Origin of the sequence: Thermococcus sp. EP1 (assembly GCF_001317345.1) — an archaeon.
Classification (GTDB): Archaea; Methanobacteriota_B; Thermococci; order Thermococcales; family Thermococcaceae; genus Thermococcus_A.
In genome coordinates this window covers 121,339-142,391 of the sequence record NZ_JXCG01000001.1, presented here as the reverse complement: position 1 = coordinate 142,391, position 21,053 = coordinate 121,339, and the positions used below count along the sequence as shown (strand labels likewise).

Annotated in this window: 18 protein-coding genes and 1 pseudogene; 7 read left to right on the top strand and 12 right to left on the bottom strand. The window is 38.9% G+C overall.

What is annotated here, in order from left to right; all coding sequences use genetic code 11:
- The first annotated feature begins 37 nt into the window (after nucleotides 1-37).
- Nucleotides 38-1,333 (top strand): NADP-dependent malic enzyme, encoded by a 1,296-nt coding sequence (locus tag EP1X_RS00685; RefSeq protein ID WP_055280828.1) that lies wholly within the window; start codon nucleotides 38-40, stop codon nucleotides 1,331-1,333.
- Here EP1X_RS00685 and dph5 read toward each other — a convergent pair.
- Complete coding sequence (gene dph5 / locus EP1X_RS00680) at nucleotides 1,330-2,124, bottom strand: diphthine synthase (protein ID WP_055280827.1); 795 nt, start codon at nucleotides 2,122-2,124, stop codon at nucleotides 1,330-1,332. The two genes, EP1X_RS00685 and dph5, sit on opposite strands and share 4 nt — an antisense overlap.
- 119 nt (nucleotides 2,125-2,243) lie before the next feature.
- On the opposite strand from dph5, the gene bpsA reads away from it, so the two are divergent.
- The 3 genes and pseudogenes from bpsA to EP1X_RS00665 all read left to right on the top strand — a co-directional run bounded on the left by bpsA (nucleotide 2,244) and on the right by EP1X_RS00665 (nucleotide 4,019).
- Nucleotides 2,244-3,296: a N(4)-bis(aminopropyl)spermidine synthase gene (bpsA, locus tag EP1X_RS00675; RefSeq protein WP_055280826.1), complete on the top strand. Its 1,053-nt coding sequence runs from the start codon at nucleotides 2,244-2,246 to the stop codon at nucleotides 3,294-3,296.
- A gap of 98 nt (nucleotides 3,297-3,394) precedes the next feature.
- Nucleotides 3,395-3,703, top strand: a pseudogene (locus tag EP1X_RS00670) (metal-sulfur cluster assembly factor); the annotation flags it as partial.
- Nucleotides 3,704-3,839: 136 nt separating this feature from the next.
- Complete coding sequence (locus tag EP1X_RS00665; protein ID WP_055281368.1) at nucleotides 3,840-4,019, top strand: ferredoxin; 180 nt, start codon at nucleotides 3,840-3,842, stop codon at nucleotides 4,017-4,019.
- A gap of 40 nt (nucleotides 4,020-4,059) precedes the next feature.
- On the opposite strand, the gene EP1X_RS00660 is transcribed toward EP1X_RS00665, so the two are convergent.
- Nucleotides 4,060-5,232, bottom strand: coding sequence for a nicotinate phosphoribosyltransferase (locus tag EP1X_RS00660; RefSeq protein WP_055280824.1), 1,173 nt, complete (start codon nucleotides 5,230-5,232; stop codon nucleotides 4,060-4,062).
- A gap of 54 nt (nucleotides 5,233-5,286) precedes the next feature.
- Nucleotides 5,287-5,634: a 6-pyruvoyl tetrahydropterin synthase family protein gene (locus EP1X_RS00655; RefSeq protein WP_055280823.1), complete on the bottom strand. Its 348-nt coding sequence runs from the start codon at nucleotides 5,632-5,634 to the stop codon at nucleotides 5,287-5,289.
- Between the two features lie 242 nt (nucleotides 5,635-5,876).
- On the opposite strand from EP1X_RS00655, the gene metG reads away from it, so the two are divergent.
- Nucleotides 5,877-8,060, top strand: a complete 2,184-nt coding sequence (gene metG / locus EP1X_RS00650) for a methionine--tRNA ligase (protein WP_055280822.1) — start codon at nucleotides 5,877-5,879, stop codon at nucleotides 8,058-8,060.
- 304 nt (nucleotides 8,061-8,364) lie between these two features.
- On the opposite strand, the gene EP1X_RS00645 is transcribed toward metG, so the two are convergent.
- The 4 genes from EP1X_RS00645 to EP1X_RS00630 all read right to left on the bottom strand — a co-directional run bounded on the left by EP1X_RS00645 (nucleotide 8,365) and on the right by EP1X_RS00630 (nucleotide 12,334).
- Nucleotides 8,365-9,210 (bottom strand): helix-turn-helix domain-containing protein, encoded by an 846-nt coding sequence (locus tag EP1X_RS00645; protein WP_055280821.1) that lies wholly within the window; start codon nucleotides 9,208-9,210, stop codon nucleotides 8,365-8,367.
- A gap of 12 nt (nucleotides 9,211-9,222) precedes the next feature.
- Nucleotides 9,223-10,377 (bottom strand): hypothetical protein, encoded by a 1,155-nt coding sequence (locus EP1X_RS00640; RefSeq protein ID WP_055280820.1) that lies wholly within the window; start codon nucleotides 10,375-10,377, stop codon nucleotides 9,223-9,225.
- A 180-nt stretch (nucleotides 10,378-10,557) separates the two neighbouring features.
- On the bottom strand, nucleotides 10,558-11,322 hold the full coding sequence (locus tag EP1X_RS00635; RefSeq protein WP_055280819.1) for a sulfite exporter TauE/SafE family protein: 765 nt from the start codon (nucleotides 11,320-11,322) through the stop codon (nucleotides 10,558-10,560).
- A 13-nt stretch (nucleotides 11,323-11,335) separates the two neighbouring features.
- Nucleotides 11,336-12,334, bottom strand: coding sequence for a M42 family metallopeptidase (locus EP1X_RS00630; RefSeq protein WP_055280818.1), 999 nt, complete (start codon nucleotides 12,332-12,334; stop codon nucleotides 11,336-11,338).
- A gap of 176 nt (nucleotides 12,335-12,510) precedes the next feature.
- Here EP1X_RS00630 and EP1X_RS00625 point away from each other — a divergent pair, with 176 nt between their 5' ends.
- A complete protein-coding gene (locus EP1X_RS00625; protein ID WP_055280817.1) occupies nucleotides 12,511-13,080 on the top strand; it encodes a TATA-box-binding protein in 570 nt (189 codons plus the stop codon).
- 30 nt (nucleotides 13,081-13,110) lie between these two features.
- Nucleotides 13,111-14,112 carry a histone deacetylase family protein gene (locus EP1X_RS00620; RefSeq protein WP_055280816.1) on the top strand — a complete coding sequence of 334 codons (1,002 nt, stop codon included), beginning with the start codon at nucleotides 13,111-13,113 and terminating at the stop codon, nucleotides 14,110-14,112.
- A gap of 20 nt (nucleotides 14,113-14,132) precedes the next feature.
- Here EP1X_RS00620 and EP1X_RS10195 read toward each other — a convergent pair whose 3' ends face one another.
- From EP1X_RS10195 to EP1X_RS00600, 5 genes are all read right to left on the bottom strand, one after another.
- Nucleotides 14,133-17,066, bottom strand: a complete 2,934-nt coding sequence (locus EP1X_RS10195) for an McrB family protein (RefSeq protein WP_253276522.1) — start codon at nucleotides 17,064-17,066, stop codon at nucleotides 14,133-14,135.
- Nucleotides 17,067-17,072: 6 nt separating this feature from the next.
- The gene (locus EP1X_RS00610; protein WP_055280815.1) at nucleotides 17,073-18,764 is read right to left on the bottom strand and encodes a DUF2357 domain-containing protein; all 1,692 of its coding nucleotides are present in this window, start codon (nucleotides 18,762-18,764) and stop codon (nucleotides 17,073-17,075) included.
- A 72-nt stretch (nucleotides 18,765-18,836) separates the two neighbouring features.
- Nucleotides 18,837-19,271 (bottom strand): hypothetical protein, encoded by a 435-nt coding sequence (locus EP1X_RS00605; protein ID WP_055280814.1) that lies wholly within the window; start codon nucleotides 19,269-19,271, stop codon nucleotides 18,837-18,839.
- 3 nt (nucleotides 19,272-19,274) lie between these two features.
- A complete protein-coding gene (locus EP1X_RS10190) occupies nucleotides 19,275-19,793 on the bottom strand; it encodes an MBL fold metallo-hydrolase RNA specificity domain-containing protein (protein ID WP_253276521.1) in 519 nt (172 codons plus the stop codon).
- A gap of 23 nt (nucleotides 19,794-19,816) precedes the next feature.
- Nucleotides 19,817-20,860: an MBL fold metallo-hydrolase gene (locus EP1X_RS00600; protein ID WP_253276520.1), complete on the bottom strand. Its 1,044-nt coding sequence runs from the start codon at nucleotides 20,858-20,860 to the stop codon at nucleotides 19,817-19,819.
- Nucleotides 20,861-21,053: the final 193 nt, after the last annotated feature.

The following is a 21,053-nucleotide window of genomic DNA, read 5'->3' as shown; positions in this document are numbered from 1 at the left end:
ATAAAGAGCATACAAGATAAGGAAGGGGTTGTTGTAAATGATTGATGAAGAATTTAGAAAAAGGCTTGCCGAACATGCTCTTGGATATCATAGGAATAATTTTCCAGGAAATGGTAAGATAGAAATTATCCCAAAGGTGAAAGTGGAGGATCCTTATGATCTCAGCTTGGCTTATACACCAGGGGTTGCTGAACCGTGTAGAGCTATTGTTGCTGGAGAGAGTTATGAGGATTATACTATAATTCCAAATACTGTAGCTGTTATTTCTGATGGTTCTGCAGTGCTGGGTCTTGGAGATATTGGTGGCTTGGCTGGAATGCCCGTTCTGGAGGGAAAATGTGTTCTTTTTAAAGTGTTAGCTGGAGTAGATGCTTTTCCAATACTAATAGACACTAAAGAAGTCGATGAGATTGTAAATACTGTAAAGTTGATTTCAAGAGGATTTGGAGGTATAAATCTTGAGGATATTTCTGCCCCTAGGTGTTTTGAAATTGAAGAAAAGTTAAAGAGGGAGTTGGATATTCCAGTTTTCCACGATGATCAGCATGGAACAGCAGTTGTTACTTTAGCGGGACTTATAAATGCATTAAAAATTGTTGGGAAAAAGTTTGAGGACATAAAAGTTGTCATAAAAGGAGCTGGTGCAGCAGGAATTGCAATAGCCAAAATCCTCCACCATAAGGGGGTTAAAGAAATAGTGATGGTAGACAGGAAGGGAGTAATTTATGAGGGCAGAGAAGGCTTAAATCCATACAAAAGAGAAGTGGCCAGATTTAACATATACGGCATAGAGGGAGATTTGATCGATGCCATTGAAGGAGCAGACGTTTTCATAGGAGTCAGTGTAGGAGAGAGTGTAAATGAAGAAATGATCCAAAAAATGAGCGATGATGCTATAGTTTTTGCAATGGCAAATCCAATTCCGGAGATCATGCCTGAAAAGGCCAAAAAAGCAGGTGCTAGGATAGTTGCTACTGGTAGAAGTGATTATCCTAACCAAATAAACAATGTTCTGGGATTTCCAGGGATATTCAGAGGAGCGTTGGACGTGAGAGCAAAGGAGATAACATTGAACATGAACATAGCAGCGGCGGAGGCAATAGCTAAAGTTGTTTCAGATGAGGAACTTTCTGAGGAATACATAATTCCTACTCCCCTGCACCCGGAAGTTTATCCAAGGGAAGCAAGAGCGGTTGCAGAGCAAGCCATGAAAGATGGAGTGGCGAGGAGGAAAATCAGCGGAGAATGGGTAGAAGAGTACACAAGAAAGCTGAGAGCCTTTTATCAACACTACATTGCCCCAATAAACAGAAAAAGAAAGAAATTTGGTTAAACATCTTTCAATATTTCCTTTGGGGCGTTGGCAAATTCCACGAGATATTCTGCTTCTACTATATGAAGCTTGCCTGGGACTATTAATACGTGAGGTTGTTTTCCAAAATCTTCTTTTATCAGTTCTTTTACATATCCGGCCTTAAGTGTGGGAGTTAGTGACCCTGCTCTAGCGAGTACGATCGCTAATGTGTTCTCAGTGAAGACATCCTCTTTCTTCATTTCTTCTATCTGTAGAAGGATGCGCATAGCTTCATTTGCGCTCATATACCTTCCTTGGTCTGCCTTTATGTCAAGAAAGAGGAGAGTATGGAGCCCACGTTCTTTGTTTTCTTTTAGTACATCATAGTGGCTTGTTGGAAACCAATTTTTTTCTGGATATGCGACAGTAGCGCTTTTTCCAAATTTATAGATATGAAGCCCTGTTATTGATATGGCTGAGTATATTGAGGGGGCATGAATAATGTAACTTTCTATTCCCCTCTGTTTTGCTCTTATCCTTAGATCCGCGTGTGTAGTGGCTACCATTGGATCTCCAGCGGTTAAAAAAGCAACGTTCTTTTCTTTGGCCTCCTTGAGAACTATCTTTTCAAAGTTTAGTTCAACATCCTCTCGATTTAGAACTCTAATAGGTTTTCCTATCTGTTGCTCTATTTTTTCTATGGTAGTCCCTGCTAAAAGAGAGGTGTAAAACTCTGCGAATAATAATTCACACTTCTTTGCTATTTCTAGACCTTTAAGAGTGATATCCTTTTCATCATAAAGTCCAAGTCCTATGAAATAAATTGCCATTCTATTCACCTATCTTCTTAAGGGAGCACAGGCTAAAAATGTATTCCAAAAACTTTAAAATGGGTGCATCTGAACTTCTTCCAACGGTTTTGTTAAAAATTTAATCGGAGGGAGTGAAGATGATGGATATTGTGGAGAGAGTTAAAGAGAAAACCCCCATTCCGGTTTATGAGAGAAAAATCGAGAATGTATTAAGTGCTATTTTAGCGAGCAATAATCCATGGAAGATCGTTGATCTAAGTGAGGAACCACTTCCACTTGTAGTTGCAGTTGTTGAAGCACTCCACGACTTAAACTACGTTGAATTCAGAGAGGGCATAATTCTCACTCAAAAGGGCAAGGAGCTTGTGGAGAAGTATGGGATTGGAAAAAGAGAGGATTACACCTGCAAACATTGTGAAGGAAAGACTGTCGAACTTGATGCATTCAGCGAGCTTCTTGAGCAATTTAAAGAGATTGTAAAAGAGAGACCTGAACCGAAACATGAGTTTGATCAAGCTTATGTAACTCCCGAAACAACAGTCTCAAGAATTGCTTTAATGCATACTAGAGGAGACTTAGAGAATAAAGAGGTCTTTGTTTTAGGGGATGATGATCTTACAAGCATTGCTTTAATGCTTTCAGGCCTTCCAAAGAGAATTGCGGTTCTTGATATCGATGAACGCCTTACAAACTTTATTGAAAAAACAGCAGAGGAACTAGGATATGATAATGTAGAAATATTTACTTTCGATCTTAGAAAACCCCTACCAGAGTATGCCTTGAGAAAGTTTGATACTTTCATCACAGATCCGCCTGAAACAGTAGATGCAGTTAGAGCATTTGTAGGAAGGGGAATAGCTACACTGAAAGGCCCTGGATGTGCGGGATATTTTGGTATAACAAGAAGAGAAAGCTCTACTGATAAATGGTACCAGATAGAAAAGCTTCTCATAAGCGAGTTCAACGTTGTTATCACAGATATAATAAGGAACTTCAATGAATATGTTAACTGGGGTTATGTGGAAGAGACTAGGGCATGGAAACTCTTGCCAATAAAAGTTATGCCAGAGTATAACTGGTATAAGAGCTACATGTTTAGAATACAAACTATTGAAGGCTCAAAAGGTTACGAAGATGAGATTACCGCTGGGCAAGAACTCTACGACGATGACGAGAGTTCTACAACTTGAATTTTTCTTTCCACATTTTTGTTCCATAAGGTTTAAATTTGTTGTTTGAAAGTTTTCTTCAGGTGAAAAAAATGAGCGAAGAAAAAGCTGTTGAGAGGGAAGTTAAACTCACAAGGGAACTTGTTCTAGAAAAGCTCAAAGAAGTTATTGATCCGGAACTGGGAATAGACATTGTCAACTTAGGCCTCATTTATGAAATTGATCTGCGCCCCGATAACATTGTGTATGTTAAAATGACTATGACGACTCCAGGATGTCCATTAACCATGTGGCTCCTTCAAGCAGTGGAACAAAAGGTTCTTGAGATTCCAGGGGTTAAAGATGCTGAAATAGAGCTAACCTTTGATCCACCTTGGACTCCAGATAGAATAAGTGATGAAGTTAGGAAGCGTTTTGGAATGATTTGAATTCATTATTCTCCAAAATTTTTAAAGCAGTCTGCCTTTTTGTTGGTATTTAAAATGTCCTCTCACACCTTTGGTGGGGAAAATGTTTTTAAGCTTCTATCTCCTTTTATTTTTGAACTCCTTGGAGGTGTTAGAGATGAAGGTTGTTGTTGATAGGGACACATGCATTGGATGTGGAGTTTGTGCAAGCATCTGTCCAGATGTTTTTGAGATGGATGACGAAGGAAAAGCCAAAGTTCTTGTACCTGAAACCGACCTTGAATGTGCAAAAGAAGCAGCAGAGAGCTGCCCAACCGGAGCAATTACAGTTGAGTGAATTTCTTTCCTTTTTTCATTAAATATTGAAAAAGAGTAAACTATTCTAATGTGAGTCCAAATTTTTTAGCTTGTTCTAGTACGTATTCCCTTATTTCTCTTGCCTTTGGTAGATCTGCTACTATTTCTCCATCTTTGATTAGTGGTTTTAGGAGCGGTTCAACTTCTGCTCCACATAGAGGGCATTTTTTAAGTTGTTTATCTGCTGGAACTCTGTGATAATGTCCCTTCTCACAGCGGTAGACTTGTTTCCTTCCACTGAGTTTCCCTCTTTTTGTATGGGCCTTTCCTTCAACTTCTACTATGTCGAGAGAGAAGTCTATTGGCTTTGCACTTGCTATACTTCCACCCACGCCAAAAGCATCTGCAACCTCTACGAGCTCTTTAAGGCTCTCTTCGTCAAGTCCCCCACTTAAAAAGATTTTCACATGTTCATAACCTCTTAAATCCAGCTCCCATCTTACTTCTTCAATTATTCGTTTGAAATTCCCTCTTCTAGAGCTTGGTGTGTCTAATCTAATTGCCGCTAGTCTCTTTCCTAGGGCCTCAGCGGCCATTAATGCTTCTAGCTTCTCGTCACAGAGAGTGTCCACAAGAGCGACTCTTGGCACTTCTTCAGGCATTACCTCGTCAAAGTATTTCCATGCTTTGACCTGGTCTCCAATAGTTAGTATTAGAGCGTGGGGCATCGTTCCAACAGGCTTTTCTCCTATCATTTTCGCTCCAAGAACACCACTGACACCATCACATCCACCTATAAAAGCTGAGCGATCTATCATTGGTGCTATAGCTGGATGCATGTGTCTTATTCCAAATGAATATACCGGTTTAAATTTGGCTGCGATCTTTGTTCTCAATGCTGCAGTTGCGATTCCACTCGCTTGACTTAACATTCCGAGTAAAGCAGTTTCAAAAATTCCAAATTCTTTGTAGTATCCTTCGATTTGCATTACCGGTTCGTATGGGTGGAAGATTGTACCTTCTGGCATAGAATAAACGTTCACTGGGTGACCTTCCAAAAGTTTTGCCACTTCTTCAACTCCTGCTAAAACTCCCCATTTCCAATTTTTTGGGAGTGATGTGGTGCTTATATCTGCAAAAACTTTTTTATGAATATTCTTTTCCTCGAGAACTTTTTTTGTTCTGATAAAATAGACATCAGTAGTTTCACCGCTTTTTATCTCATCTTCATGAGCGATGTAAAAGTCTCTCATTTTCTACACCCCGTTATATCTTTGGTAGTGTAACTTTTAGTTTTTTGGTAGGTCTTAAAACTCGAATTCAACCCCATTTTCGTCTCCTTCCCACAAAACGATTTTGTAAAGTCTGATATTCTCCGGCAAGTTTGTTTTGATCTGTTCAGCAATCCATAGGGCTATGTTTTCCGTGGTTGGATTTTTAAATATTCTGTTGAGATTTTTATGTTTCAATGGTGCTATTGTCATTTCTATTATTTTTCTTAGTTCCAGAAAGTCCATTATATAACCTTCTTTAACCTCTCCTTCGATTAGAACTTCTCCTTTGAACGTATGGCCATGTATTTCTTCGGGTTCGCCATTAATTATTACAGCATGTGCAGCATCAAAACTAAACTTTTCTCTGAGCCTTGCCTTCATACTTTCACCAGAGGGATTTTGATTCAAGAGTTAAAATACTTTGCTGGCCTCCTCCCCGCTCTAAAGGGCGAGGCTTTCAAAAGAAAAAATGTAAAGAATTCAAGCACTAAAAAGTCTCTTGGAATAGAGAACCGATATATATTAATAGGCATATTTTCATGAGATGAAAATAACCCACCGTAATATTTAAAATTGGCGAGAACTTATAAAGGGCAGCGAGTTAGTCTTTGGGGGTGATAGGGATGAGGTTCACAGTGACATCTGCTTTGCCTTATGCTAATGGCCCTATTCATGCAGGGCATTTGGCCGGAGCCTACCTGCCGGCGGATATATTCGTACGCTACTTGAGGTTAAAAGGAGAGGATGTTGTATTTATATGTGGAACAGATGAGCATGGTACACCAATAACGTTCAGAGCCCTTAAAGAAGGAAAGAGCCCAAGGGAAATAGTTGATTACTATCATGAACACATCAAGACAACTTTTGAGAGGGCTAAAATTAGCTTTGATTACTTTGGTAGAACTGAGCTCCCGGTTCATTATCGTATAAGTCAGGAGTTCTTCCTTAAAGCTCTTGAAAATGGTTACTTAGTTAAGAAAGTTGAAAAACAAGCTTATTGTGAGCACGATAAAATGTTCTTACCTGACAGGTATGTTATTGGAACATGCCCTTACTGCGGTGCGGAAGAGCAAAGAGGAGATCAATGTGAAGTCTGTGGACATCCACTAACTCCAGAGAAACTTATAAATCCGAAATGTAATATCTGTGGAAACTCAATTACCTTTAGGGACTCAGCTCATTACTATATAAGAATGCAAGACTTTCAAGAAAAACTTAAGGATTGGGTTCTCAGGCAAGAACACTGGAAATCAAATGTTAGAAACACTGTGTTAGGATGGATTAATGAAGGTTTGGAAGAGAGAGCAATAACCAGGGATTTAAGTTGGGGAATTCCGGTTCCGCTAGAAGATGAAGATGTTAAAGGAAAAGTCCTCTACGTATGGTTTGAAGCTCCAATTGGTTATGTATCAATAACAATAGAACACTTCAAAAAACTTGGAAAAGAGGATGAGTGGAAAAAGTACTGGTTTAACATTGATGGTGAAACAAGAGTGATCCATTTCATTGGAAAAGACAATGTCCCATTCCACGCCATATTCTGGCCAGCATTCTTAATGGCTTATGGAAAGTATGAGGACAATAATGCTAAGTTTGAATGGAATCTTCCATATGACATCCCAGCAAACGAATACCTAAATCTTGAGGGAAGAAAGTTCTCAACAAGCAGAAATTGGGCGATATGGGTCCATGAGTTCCTTGATGCATTTCCTGCGGATTATTTGAGATACTACCTAACGGCTATAATGCCTGAAACAAGGGACAGTGACTTTAGCTTTGAGGACTTCAAAAAGAAAATAAACGAGGAACTTGTGAACAATCTTGGAAACTTTGTACACCGAGCACTGACCTTTGTGAACAGGTATTTTGATGGAAAGGTTCCAGAAACTGGAGAACTTGATGATCTTGACAGAAAAGCACTTAAAGAAATTGAAAAAACCTTTGAGGAAGTAGGTAGGCTTATTTCGAGGTATCAGTTTAAGGAAGCTCTCAAGAGGGTAATGGCCCTAGCAATATTTGGAAACCAGTACTTTGACTATCAGAGGCCATGGAAGACTGCTAAGACTGATAAAGTTAGAACAGGAACTACAGTAAATATTTCCCTCCAGTTAGTCAAGGCCCTTGGGGTTCTCCTTGAGCCATTCCTTCCAGATGCGAGCGAGAAAATCTGGCATCTGCTTAACATTGAGGAAGTGAAAAGATGGGAATTCGTCCCACTAGAAGCAGGTCACAAAGTTAGAAAGGCTGAAATTCTCTTTAGAAAGGTCAGCGATGAGGACATTATAGCATATGTAGTTAACTACATAGGCAAAGGAAATCCAGAAAGTGCAAGAATTCTCTTAGATAAGTACTACAAAATGGAGGATGTTATAAAGATAGCTAAAGAGAGACTTGGGGATGAAAGTGAGATAATTCTTAGGAGGATTTATGGGGAGAAAATGAAAATCACACCTAAAAGAGAAAAAAAGGAGGGTAGTAAAGTGAGCTATGTGAAATTTGAGGAATTTGCAAAACTTGACATAAGAATTGGAAAGATAATTGGTGTTGAAGACCATCCAAATGCAGACAAGCTTTACTTGATTAAGGTGGATCTTGGAGATGAAGTCAGACAACTCGTAGCAGGACTGAAGAAATACTATAAAAAGGAAGAGTTGCTCAATAGGTACGTAGCTGTAATAACAAACCTTGAGCCTAAGAAACTCAGAGGAATCGAGAGTCAGGGGATGATCTTGGCTGCAGATGATGGCAAAAATGTTGCTTTGCTAACTCCAGAAAAAGAAGTTAAACTTGGAGCAAAGGTGAGGTGAGTTTTCTCCCCATTTTTATCTTTTTTGGGAAGACCCTTTCCGAAAGGGAGGGGATGCAAACACTCTAAAAGCAAACACCGAAAAGTTTAAATACTCTTGCCAGTAGTAATAAGTGGTTTAACAATTTGAAAAGTAGCCGGCGATTCCCTTGTTGGAGGGATAGTCGGTAGTGGCCGTGTGAACCGGCCGGTGAGAGTGAGGCTACCGGCAACGGGATGCCGAATGAACTCTCACGAAGCCTCACCCTTCAGGGTGGGGTAGTTCACGTTTTGGATAAATTGAGAAAGAATGGTAAGGGAGTACCTCAAAGCTTGAGTTCCACCCAGTTTTCTTTTCTTCCTTTGATTATTTTCACTAACCCTTGCTTTTCAAGACGTTTGAACATTCTCCAAGCTGTAGTTTTTGGTATCTCCAGAGCAGTTCTCACTTCTGCTTGGCTGGCTCTTCCACCTTTCTCTAAGATATAAAGTAATGCTCTCCTTTCATCTTCATTTAGATTAAAGGATTCGAGTTTTTTCAAGAATTCTTCTTTGTCTATGTGGACTTCTGTTCTTTTAGGCTCTTTTCTCCTATTTCTGGCAAGGACAATAGAAATCAAGAGTATAAACACCAAAATTCCTAATGGTAAAAGATATTTGCTATAACTTTGTCCTTCCTCTGTAGGAGTTTCTTTGAATTCCAAAGTGTATGAGATACTTTGATTCCCAGGGGGCATTGTTATTACATTGGAGGCTATTTTGAGGGGCACTTCTGAAAGATCCACAACAACAGCATTTTCTGGTAGAATTATATTAAAGGGGAAGTCACTAGAAACATTAATTGTCCATACCAGTCCCTCTTTATATGTAATGTCTGGTGTATAATAAGAAACATCAACGATTTGGGCCTCGCCAACATATATCACTATATGTTTGTCGTAAATCTCGAAATTTAATGGGTTGTTATTTTCATCAACGACTGCCAGTCCTTCGTAGTTCTCTCCTAAAAATGGCAGAATTATCTGGGAGGAGTATTCATCGGGAATTATTTGATAATGAACTTTGACATAACCATCAGTGTATACAGTTAATTCCATCTCAGAGACTGTAAATTGGGCACTGATAAGGGGTAAAATTGCAAGGATGCTGATTAAAGCTAGGATTTTCTTCATCTCCCAACCTCCTTAGGAATTTGCATTTATGAATTCCTCTACCTCTCTGAGAAGCCTGTTTGCTCTTTGCAAGTGTAGAATTGCACTGTTTACATCGTTTTTCTTAATGAGGTTAATTGCTATAGAAAACTCATTAATTGCACCTCTTAGCTGAATTTCTGCTCTTGTAGTGTTTATCCCTTTCTTCCGTAAGATGGCAAGGGCGGTAGCATCTTTTCTAATCCTTTCTTTTGTCATCGTTAGAAACACTTCTGCGTTCATTTTTTCTCTTTTTATCTTTTCAATTATCGTGAAGAATCCTATCATATGGGCTGCATTTTCCCTGATCACTCTAAGGGCATCTATCCATTTTCCTTCATTCGCTAAGTGGGCGACCTGTAGGTATATTTCTCTTATCTCCTTCACGTCTTTTTCAGCTTCTTCAGTATTTCGTCCCATTGATTTTGCGTATTCGATTGCTTTTTCAGCTATTGTAAGACTTTGATTGGTCTTTATCAGGAAGGATTTCACAATCATCTCTGCGTTTTTTGAAGCCAGCTTAGTTGTAACATCTCTAATCTCCATATCAAGTTCTATTTTCTTTTGTTTTGCTTTTTCTAGACTTATTTTGGCCTCTTCAAGGTTTCCATTCTTTATATATTTAAGAACCTCATTATAAGCAGTTTTAGCTTCAACATAAGCCTTGGTCAAGTTCTCTACGTCTATCCCTTTACTTTTTGCTACTTCTATAAGCTTTTCCACATACGTAAAGTATGCGAAGATCCTGGTGCTCTCTTCCTGAATTTGTGTTCTTAAAACTTCGGGAGTTTTTTCATCTTCTTCGAGGGCCTTAAGAATCCCTTTGTAGTACCTCATTGCAGCTAGAGAATATTGGATTGCTTGGGGATAGTTTCCATTTTGGTATTCGGTAAGAGCTTTTTCTTTAAGCTCTTTGGCTTTATCGTAGTCTTTTAGGAGATTCTCAGGTAATCTACTTTTCACTGGTTTTACTCGTATATCCACTAAAGTGCTAAGTTTTGTTAGCTGATTTATAATCTCTCCAGCGATCTCCTCGTTATTTTGTTCACCTAAATATTCACTAGTTGATTGATTTTGGGCAAAAGTAGCCCCTATGGGAATTAAACCTCCAATTAAGATAAGCATCAACCAAAGGCCACTAAATTTCATAATCCCTCACCCAAATGTATGTTGAATTGTACATCACTTTAGGAACTCGGCGAAACGAAAGTTTCATATCGTTTCGTTCTTTTATTTTAATTGTGATTAGAATCTTTAATAAGTTTGGGCTTAGAATTCTATCCAGTTTGGGGAATTTTGATAAGTTTAAAGAAAAGTGTAAAAACAAAATCAAGGGATTGGATATCCAAGTCCTTTAAGAATCATCCTGAGTGCCAATAACGCCATAATAACTGCAAAAGCTTTCGTCAAACTGCTTGCTTTGGTTCTTTTTGCTATTCTTGCTCCTATTTGGGCACCAACTATCAAACCAGGGATAAGCAGAAGGAGCCACTCTACCTCGACATTACCAAGCATATAGTGCTTCAAGGCTCCGCTCGTAGCTGTGAACACGATAGCGAAGCTTGATGTAGCGACTGCATAATGAATTGGCAGTCCGATATAGGTTAAAAAAGGCACGTTTATAGCCCCTCCGCCGATTCCAAGCAACCCACTTGCTATTCCAGCTATAAATCCTCCTATTGGGACAATTTTGTAGTCTAGCTTTACCTGGTTTAAGTCAACTTCGTGGGGTTCTCTGCTCTTTTTACGATAAAGTTTTATTGCCACTAAGAAGAGGACGACACCGAAGATCACTTTGAGCTGGGTAGCACTTATATAACTAGTCATCCATGCTCCAATATAAGCTCCTATTACTGCTGTACTGGCTAAAAGTAGGCCGACTTTGTAGTGTATCCTTTTTTGTCGGGAATATGCTATAGCAGAGCTTAGAGAAGTGAAGACGACAGCAGCTGAGGATGTTCCAACTGCATGGTGGATTTCGACTCCCAAAAGGTTTAGGGTTGGCACTATTAGAAATCCTCCTCCTAGACCAAATAAAGCAGCCAATATTCCTATGAATATGCCGACTCCAAAGTATCCTAAAGATTTAAGCAAGGAATCACCTCCATCACTCAAGCTCAAACGCTAATGCCTCGATCAGTTTTATCAGGGCCTCTAAATCTCTTATGTGTAACATTTCCGTCTCACTATGAAGGTATCTTATAGGGACGCTTAGGGCTAATGTCTGGCTTTTAGTTTCGAATACTGATGCATCGGTTCCTCCTCCAGTAACACCAATCTGTATAGGAATGTTGTTTCTCTGTGCTATCTCAAGAGCCTTTCTTGCTAAAGAAGGAGTGTATACGGCTGAATTGTCAACGGCTCTTATAACTGCTCCTTTCCCTAATTTTACATCTCCGGTTAGGAATGAGCAGCATGCAAAGGAATCCACGGCTATAGCATACTTGGGGGAGTAGGTATTTGCCAAGAATTTTGCACCTTTAAGACCAATTTCTTCCTGAACTGTGAATGCGAAGATGTACTTACCATCTAAATCATGATCGACTAAATTTTTTATTGCCTCTACAAGGGCAATGACCCCAAATCTATCATCCAATGATCTTGTCACCACGTATTTCTTGTTCAAGACGCTAAAGTGCTTCTTAAAAACAGCGAAATCAAGTACTTTAACTCCCATTCTCTCAGCTTCTTCTTTTGATTCTGCTCCAATGTCTATTTCTAAAGCATGCCATGGGAGAGTTTCAAACTTTCTCTCTAAGTTCAAATGAACTGGAGTAACCCCTATCACTCCGTCAAGTTTTCCTTTTTCGGTTATAAGCTCTACGTGTCTACCTAATAAAAGTCTGTCATCTATTCCGCCAATTTTTCTAAACTTAAGCTTTCCATTTTTTGTTATACTTGTGATTAAGAGCCCGATCTCATCCATATGTGCCATGAAAATGGCTTTCTCTTCACCCTCTCCAAGCTCTACGATAAGGTTTCCTATTGTGTCTACTTTGTAATTGGCGTATGGTTCTATCCATTCAATCAACTTTGTCCTTACTCCATCTTCATATCCCGATATACCCGGTATTTGAGTTATTTCTCTGAGCATCTCTACTAGCATGGTTTTCACCTAAAAAATAACCTGAGTCAAACTACTTAAAGTTTTTTGAGAGCGTTAAGATAGAAGTCTTAATGAGGTACTTGAATTTCTTTTAATTTTTGTCAGCTAAACTTTAAAAACCCCGGTGGAGTTATTTATAAAAGGGTTTTTAAACCCAGCTTAAGGAGGTGCAAAACTTGGTTGACATGAGCAATGTGGAGCTTAGAATAGAGAATATCGTCGCTTCAGTGGATCTTTTTGCTTCACTAGACCTTGAGAAAGTTATAGAGATATGTCCCCATTCAAAGTATAATCCAGAGGAGTTCCCAGGGATAATATGCCGCTTTGATGAGCCAAAGGTTGCTCTTCTAGTATTTAGTTCTGGAAAACTTGTCGTAACAGGAGCAAAGAGTGTTGATGATATCCAAGCAGCGGTTTCAAAGCTCGTTGAAATGCTTTCAAAGATTGGGACTAAATTCAGCAGAGCTCCTGAAATAGATATTCAAAATATGGTGTTTAGTGGCGATCTTAAGATGGAGTTTAATCTCGATGCTGTTGCTCTTGTGTTACCCAACTGTGAATATGAGCCCGAACAGTTCCCGGGCGTCATCTATCGTGTTAAGGATCCTAAAGCAGTTATACTACTCTTTAGCTCTGGAAAGATCGTTTGTAGTGGTGCAAAAAGTGAACATGATGCATGGGAGGCTGTTAGAAAGCTTCTTCACGAGCTTGATAAATATGGGCTTATTGAAGAAGAGGAATTCTAATCTTTTTTCCACTTTTCTAAGGGAGGGAATATGAGAATTTTTTATTCCGAGGTCTTTAAAGATCATAAACCAGAAGGATATCATCCTGAAAACCCAAAAAGGCTTGAACTTACAATTGAAGGACTTAAAGAACGTGGTCTCTGGATTAATGTTGAGCAACCTCCTATGGCAGGAATAAACGATATTTTAAAAGTTCACTCAAATGAATACGTTAAAAAGATACAGGCTCTTTCTGAGAGTGGATTCTCTTTTGTTGACCCGGATACATACGTTTCTCCGCACACATGGGAAGCAGCCCTCACAGCTTTTGGGGCATCTATGCAAGTGGCAAAGCTCGCACTCAAAAAGAAGGACGTTTATTTGGCTTTGGTTAGGCCTCCAGGACATCATGCAGGGAAAAAGGGAAGGGCCCTTGGTGCACCTACCCTTGGTTTTTGCATATTTAATAACGCTGCAGGAGCGGCATTAATGCTGAAAGAAAAAGCTGGAAAGGTTGTTATAATAGATTTTGATGTTCATCATGGCAATGGTACGCAGGATATATTTTGGGATGAGGAGGATATTGTTCATATAGATCTCCATGAAAGTGGGATCTATCCAGGGAGTGGTGATATATATGAAATTGGCGGGAAGGGTGCGGAGGGAAGTAAAATAAACCTCCCAATGCCGCACTATTCAAAAGATGATGATTACATCTTTGTTTGGCAGGAAATAGTTCTTCCTATTTTAGAGGATATCGGGCCACGGGCCATTGTGGTCTCAGCGGGCTTTGATGCCTTTAAAGGGGATGGCTTAGCTACGATGGAGCTGAGTGAGAGATTTTATCACTTTGCTGGGGCTTCGCTTTCAAGGTTTAGTTTGGCCCTTATTCTTGAAGGGGGATACAGTGTGGGCTTAAGAAAAGGTCTCCCTGCTTTTATTGAAGGTTATCTCGAAGGGGAGCCGGAACTTGAGAAGATTTCTCCAAAATATGGAACAATTAAGGTTGTTGAAGAGGTTAGGGAGATACAGAGTGAGTGGTGGGGGATTTAGCGTGGTAAATAATTAGAAAATCAACTAAAGCTTGCAAAGCCAATCTCATAGAGCTGTCTGAGCATGCGAAGGACTTTCTTGGCTGTATGTTTAAAGCGGAAGTACTTTTCATATTCCTCCTTTTTCCAGTTGCCAAGCATAACCACAATTACATCACTATTGAGCTTATCAATATCGTCTGGTAATCTGATCTTTTCATCTGTCTTGAGCTTCACGGTTATCTGTTCATTTTCCTTTATGCAAAGCTTTAGAATTTCTTTCAAAGGCTTCTCAAGCTTTTTCCTATTGCCATGAAACTTTGGAAGGATTTTCATAAGTAGTGCAAGGTCGAAGATTTCATCTTCGTTTTCAAAGTGTATTATGTCTTTTTTCCAGCTTTCCTTGGCATTAATGAAAAATAGTGCTATCTCATCAACGACACGGTAGCCGAAGTTTAAGTCATAAGGTTCAAGGGCTTCGTTGAGTTGCTGGAGTATTTGCCAGTATTTATTGTGCTTATCCTTCAACTCGTTGAGGGCCGGTTTAATGTCTTCTTTCTTTAAAACAGCCAAAAATTTACCATTTTTCCTTAAATCTTCCAAAATTCTGTTACGAAGTGCTGAATAACCCTCTTTCTCATCGTTCGTTTTTTCAAATGTCTTTGAGTATTCATCTAATTTAACGTCATGAAATTCTATAGTAAAAGCTCTATCAAGAACCTTCGGGCTGAAGGAATATGTTGTCTCATCCATATTGACTGTACCGATGATGTAGAGGTTGGGAGGAAGATTGATCTCTTGAGGGATTCCTTGCAGGGCATGCAACCAGGTGTTATTATGAATAGGTACCCCTTTCCGAGTGATCCATTTATCGTCTCTATCGTCTTCCCATCCACTCTCCAGAACACTTAAGAACTCGGCGAAGTAGTATTCTACGTGAGCAAGATTCATCTCGTCTAGAAGGATAAAATAAGGCATGGCATTCTCTTTATTCTGCTCGTAATCTTTTTTTGCTTTTAGGATGAACTCAAGGAGATCGGTCTTTTGATATTCTCCATTCAGAGGATTATAGTAACCAAGTAAGGCCTTTGAATCGCGCCAATCTGGACGAACTGGGATAAATAAGAGGTTTTCCTTTGAATTATCAAGAAGCTCTGCTAACTCTTGCACTATCTTTGTTTTGCCCGTTCCTGTGAGGCCGGAGAGAATGACGAAGCCCTTAGTTTTTAGGGCGGTGTAAAATTGAGCAATAATGTGCTCTGGAAAGTAGTAGCCTTTGGAGGCGAAGTAGTTGTTTAGACTCACCTTATCATTTTCTTGTTTATATTTACTTAGATAATAGGCTACTTCTGCCATACTATGTATACCAAGTTCCTCTCTGATCTCGTTGACAACTTTAATGAATTCTACAAATTTTCGAGGGTCAGAGTCACTTCCCCAGAATCTCTCCATGCTTACTCTTTTCCTCAAGTTCTCTGGTAGTGTTGTATTGTTTGTTGGCATGAAGAATTTTGGATTTACTAAAGCCATCCACACACTTAATACTCCGATATTTATACCAGACATCTTATTCGTGGTATTTATTAACAGTTTTTCAAATTCATTCAATTTATTTTCAAAATTGCTTGAATTCACTGTAGCAACTATTTGCAGAATGCCTCTAATATTTGTAAAATATTTCTTGATCCCGATATTTTCAATCTCAACTTGGTACCATGGAGGTTTAGGTAGCCTATCTCTGAGCTTCTTGAACTTGCTAATGTCTTCTTCCTTAAGTTCTTCTTTTAGAAGGATATTTCCCATCTCTTGAAGTATCTTAAGTGTTTTATCTCTAATTTCTGCCCATTCTTTACTATGTCCTTCTTTTTGTTCCTTTAAAATTCGTTTTAGAGCATCAACATTCATAAAATAACCTCCCCTGAAACATGTCTTTAAAACCCAATCTATTTTCCCAATAATACTCTGTACTTCCTCTCTTTTCACATCATCATGCTTTAAAGTTCGTAGAACGTCTTCATGTCTATGTTTGGCCTTTAAAAGAAGGTTAAATATCTTTTCTGGCTTAATACTTTCGTTTTCTCCAATATATATCACCTTATTTTGACCAAATTTTTTGATTCCTAAATCCGCAGAAGAAATTTGAACATACCCTTCCTCAAGGAACACTGCTGAGTGTGCTTTTCTTGCCCTGAATTTTCTTGTTACTTCTTCAGGACTTTCAAATAATATTGTTCTGAGATAATCTGCATGTTTTCCAGAGATTTTCCCAGTTTCTATTGAGTTTTTTAAGGTCTCTTTAAAGTCACCTGGTAGAAGATCTCTAAGTGTCTTACCGGTTCTAAAACCACTTTCTGAGTATTCCGCATCTCCATAAAAGCCCACAAAATAAAAGTTGTTATCATCTACATTCCGAGAAATAAAAAGGATCAAACCCCCACTATTAAACTTGCTGAGCTTTCCTCTGCTTTCAATATGACCATAGTAGTATTCTGAGTCAAAGTCTTCATAGAAATTCCACCATTCATGAGCAAATCCTGTCTGCTTAACATACTCAAATCCATACTTCTCTCTTATCTTATCATCCAGCCCATCAAACTCTCTCCATCTATTATGGGCCCAAGCAATATTTGCAACTATCCCAATTACATCTCTTCTTTTTACCTGCTTTTCAGAGTTTCCAAAGAATTCACGAATTCCTTTTCTATCTTCTTCATCAACAGCATATTTTAGTAACCTTTGCATTAAAGGTATGGGGTTATTGTTGACTATCCATTCTGTTAATAGTTTGTCAAACCCAGAAGTGTCTAAATTAAGTTGTCTAGTATACTTATCAACCACAGTTTCTATTTCTACTCCCTCTCTCCTTGCGACGTTCTTAGTAGCTTCTAATCTTATCTCTTTCAAGTCTCTTTCTGGAGAGTATATGTTCTTAATTTCCTCAAGCACAGATAATATTTCATCAATCCTCCTAGACATCACCCATCACCTTCGTTCAGGCTTGAAACTCAGATATCCAACTCCTTCAACATATCCTATCAATATTTCATCCAATGAAGGCTTTGTGATTTTACCATTCTTCACATCAAAAAATATACTCCCTTCCCCCGGATAAACTACCACTGCAAACCTGCATCCCAAAGCGTCTCTGTAGGTGTGCATTTTGTAAATATCCCCCGTCTTTGCCCGAGCTGTGTGGTTTTCGCTTTTTTCTGCTTCTTCACTCTCAATATCAAAATCTTTTCTCTCTTGTTCTGTATCTACAATATCAAGCTTGAACTTTGCATCAAAAACTCCGATTAGTTTTGTACTTTTCTTTGATGGATCATCGTTAAAGAGTGAGAAATCTGGCCTCAGCGTTACAGAGTAGCTCCATTTTCTTAATGTGAGCCTTTTGTTGTAGTACAGACGCCAACCATTGTCGAACTTGGCATAAACTTTTCCTTCCTTTTCCAATAGTTCTCCTGTGGGTTCAATAGTTATCTTGAGTTCTTTTTTACCGAATATTTTCCCAAGCTCCTCCACGAGCCTAAAGAAGGTCCAGTACTCATAGAGCTTAGCAATGTCCTTGTTGTCTATTACCCTCTGAAGGTCATCAAAGAACGGCACGTACGAAGTAAATTCGCGATATAGTTCCAAAAGCTCCTTATAGCCATCTCCTTTGAGAAGAGTCTGTGAAGTGTATGGGAAAAGTGTCATCTCACCGATTTCATCCCATATTCCATCGCTCATTATGAACTCAAGCTCACCAAGGACTTCACTAATAGGTTCAACAGTCACTTTTCCTTTAAATGTATTGATTACTTTTTCGGCCCATTCAATAAGGAGTTTCAAGAAGTGCTTAACAAAACGATTTTCGGGAGTGTCGAAACTCTCGTACTTTCTAAAGCCAAAAACTTTGGTAGGAACATAACCATCTAAATATTTCGCCACGGGAATATCTTCTCCAGTAGGTATAATATATTCGGGATGTTGGGTGAGTGACACAAGGGTTTCGGGACTTATATCGTCTACTTCATAGAATTCGAGTAGTTCCTCATTAATAATTAGGTTTCTCTTAATTCGTCTTATTACAGTCTCAAATGCTTCTATAATGCGTTCTTTATTTGAGCGGAGGTAATGGTAAGCGAAAAGCTCGTTCATTGGTTGATCACTTTCGTAAACAGTAAATGCTGTAGGGGATCTTATTGAGAAGTTAAGTGAAGAGGAAATTCTTGTTATGTCGTCAGTAAGCTTCTGAGTTAGTTTGTTAAACCTTTCAATTAGTTTTCCTATGGCTTCTTTCCTCCCTTTGATGTCTGTTATTTTCTTGAGATCTATAACTTCCCGGGTTTCAATGGTGATCTTTCCAAATTTCTCGGAGAGCACAATAATTGGAAATTCTTGTTTCTTTCTATTAGAGTCTTCAATAATGAGCTTTGACCTTCCAATGTAGTTTTTGAACGTGAATGTAAAAGTGTTTTCATGAATTTTGCTCTCTTTAATATCTTCTAGGTCTGGGATAGTGACTTTAGCCTCACTGGCTTCTATCTCGTACTTCTTCCATTCGAAGAGTATTATTTCATGTTCTTGATTTTCATTAGTCCGTAGAAAAGCCCAATAATTACTTCCAATACTCCCTATTCGGAAGGGAAGGTCTAGTTTTCTCTCATCTTCACTCCCCTTCTCAATGCACATAATACTCACTAAACCACACCAAAGAGTTACTAAGTTCTAAAATTAATAAGTATTTTGGAAAATTAAAAAACATTAAAGTTTCGAAATTTCCATACTAACCTTATCTAATGTTCCTTTTATCCCTCCCCAATAAATCAAATCCTTCTCATCCCGTATCCTCTCTTTATTCACTAGATACGCTCCTTCTGAAACCTGAACAATCAATCTCTGCTCCAAAAGCTCCTTTAGAGTATCATCCAAAGACTTCCAGGGCTTTATTATGTTTGAAAACATCTCTCTGTTAACATAGTATAGCTCTCTCATGAATCTCTCAAGGTCTTCTTTGGTAACTCCTTCCTCTTTCCCCTGAACGTGCTGGATGTAGTAGATGATATTCAAAAGGAGAAACCTTCTTCGTCCGGCCCTAAGCCAATCTTCCCAATGCTCTGGATGGTTTTCTGGATGTTCTACACAATCACGGATGTATTCAATAATCCGAGATACATCCCGTTCTGGAGGTTTCCCCATCCTTTAAACCTCCCAGCTTTTTCCATTTCTCAAAACAACAGTCTTTTCATCCCACTTATTCTTAAACCACATTGGATTCTCAGTATGGACTGGAATAATATAATCTGGATCAATATCATCAATGACTTTTCTCAATTCTTCTTTTGAAACATGTCCCGAGGCATGCAAACCTTTCTCAAAGATTGGTTTTCCATATCCATCTATTCTGAATCCATGGACTTCAAAGCCAAAATATTGCAGCCAGTTCCAGAGTCTTAAAAAGCTGAACTCCTGCTCCTCTCCAAAGGCCTCACTTGAAGAGTAGATGTAAGTCCCGCCATCGGGCATTATGTCAAGCAGATGGGGCATGTCATAGAACGAGAAGCAGAGGATGTAGTTTTCTTGATTCTCCCTAATCTCAAAGGGAGAAACGTAATACTCGGCATAGTTGCTCCAGACTACAAGCTCTTCCCATTTTTGCTGACTGGCTTTGAAGTTCCCATAGATCCTCAAGCCTTTAAGTCGATCAACACCGTCAACCATTTTCAGAGCGTGTAAAAAGAACTCTAAGCATCTTTCGCTGTGACTATTAGAGCGTGTAAAAAGTAAGCATCTTTCGCTGTGACTATTAACTCTCTCCCCGTTTTCTCTGCAATTTCTTTAAAGCTTTCAAGTCTCTCAAAATTCCTCGCCGAAAAGTCTGCTATTACAAAACCTTTGGCCTCTTCAACAATTTTCAGGGCGTTTTTATAAACTTCTTGCTCGGAAACGTTCTCATGCTCTTCTCTCCCAACCCTTGTTCCTTCAGTAATTAAGACGCTTGCATTTTTTGCCTCCTTGATGAATTTCCTTGTTTTGTTGCCATTTTTTCCGTGAAGTCTAAAATCACCAGTGTAGGCTAAACTGATGTCTCCTTCAATTATGTATGCTGTGGCACCATAAATTGAGTGATCCACAGTGAAAGCTTTAATCTCAAAGCCCAAATCTTCCTCATCAAGAGTTTTCACGTCATTTGGAATGATTTTCTTGGCTCTGGATGACTCTTGCCCGGGTCTGTAAAAGAGGAAGTCATGAAAAGAAGATATATCCTCAGAGAGGATAACTTTTCTTGAGGGGTAATGGGAATTTCTATCTGCTTCGAGGATATATCCCTCCGAATCCTTGTTCTTTTTTACTTTGTAATAGGGAATCTCCATTCCAAAGTGACTGCCTCCACTGGAAGTGTCATTTAATGCTTTGAGAATTGCGATTGTTGTTGGGGAGCCAACTATGGGAATGCTCTCGTCAAGAAGAGCAACATTCCCCACGTGATCCAGATGAGCATGGCTTATGAGGACTGCACTGGTTGGGACTTTTGGATATCGGGGAACTTCATTTATAAGGTCTCTGGGAATTAAATCCCTTCGATAAATGTTAAGTTTTGGTATTAGGTTGAGATGCCAGAGGTCGTAAATTCCTCTTGCAGTTCGTTCACTTATGAATTCTTCGTAGTATAGGGAATACTTTGCAAAATTCATCCCGAAATCAAGAAAGAGGCCGTTATCGCCTTCTTCAACATGGATCTTGGAACCCCCAATAGTATTAGCACCATCATAAATAACTATCTTCATGGAAGCGCACCTAACATATAATTTAACGATCGGTAGTAATAATATTTTCGTTTATTTCACACCAGTAGAATCCCCTTGTGGGCTTTTGCAGAATATTAAGGAATATGAGTCAAAACGTCAATAACAAGTACTTTCTATTTCTTAAAAGATAAAAGATAATCTTTAAATATCTATTAGTTGTTGGAGTATTGGG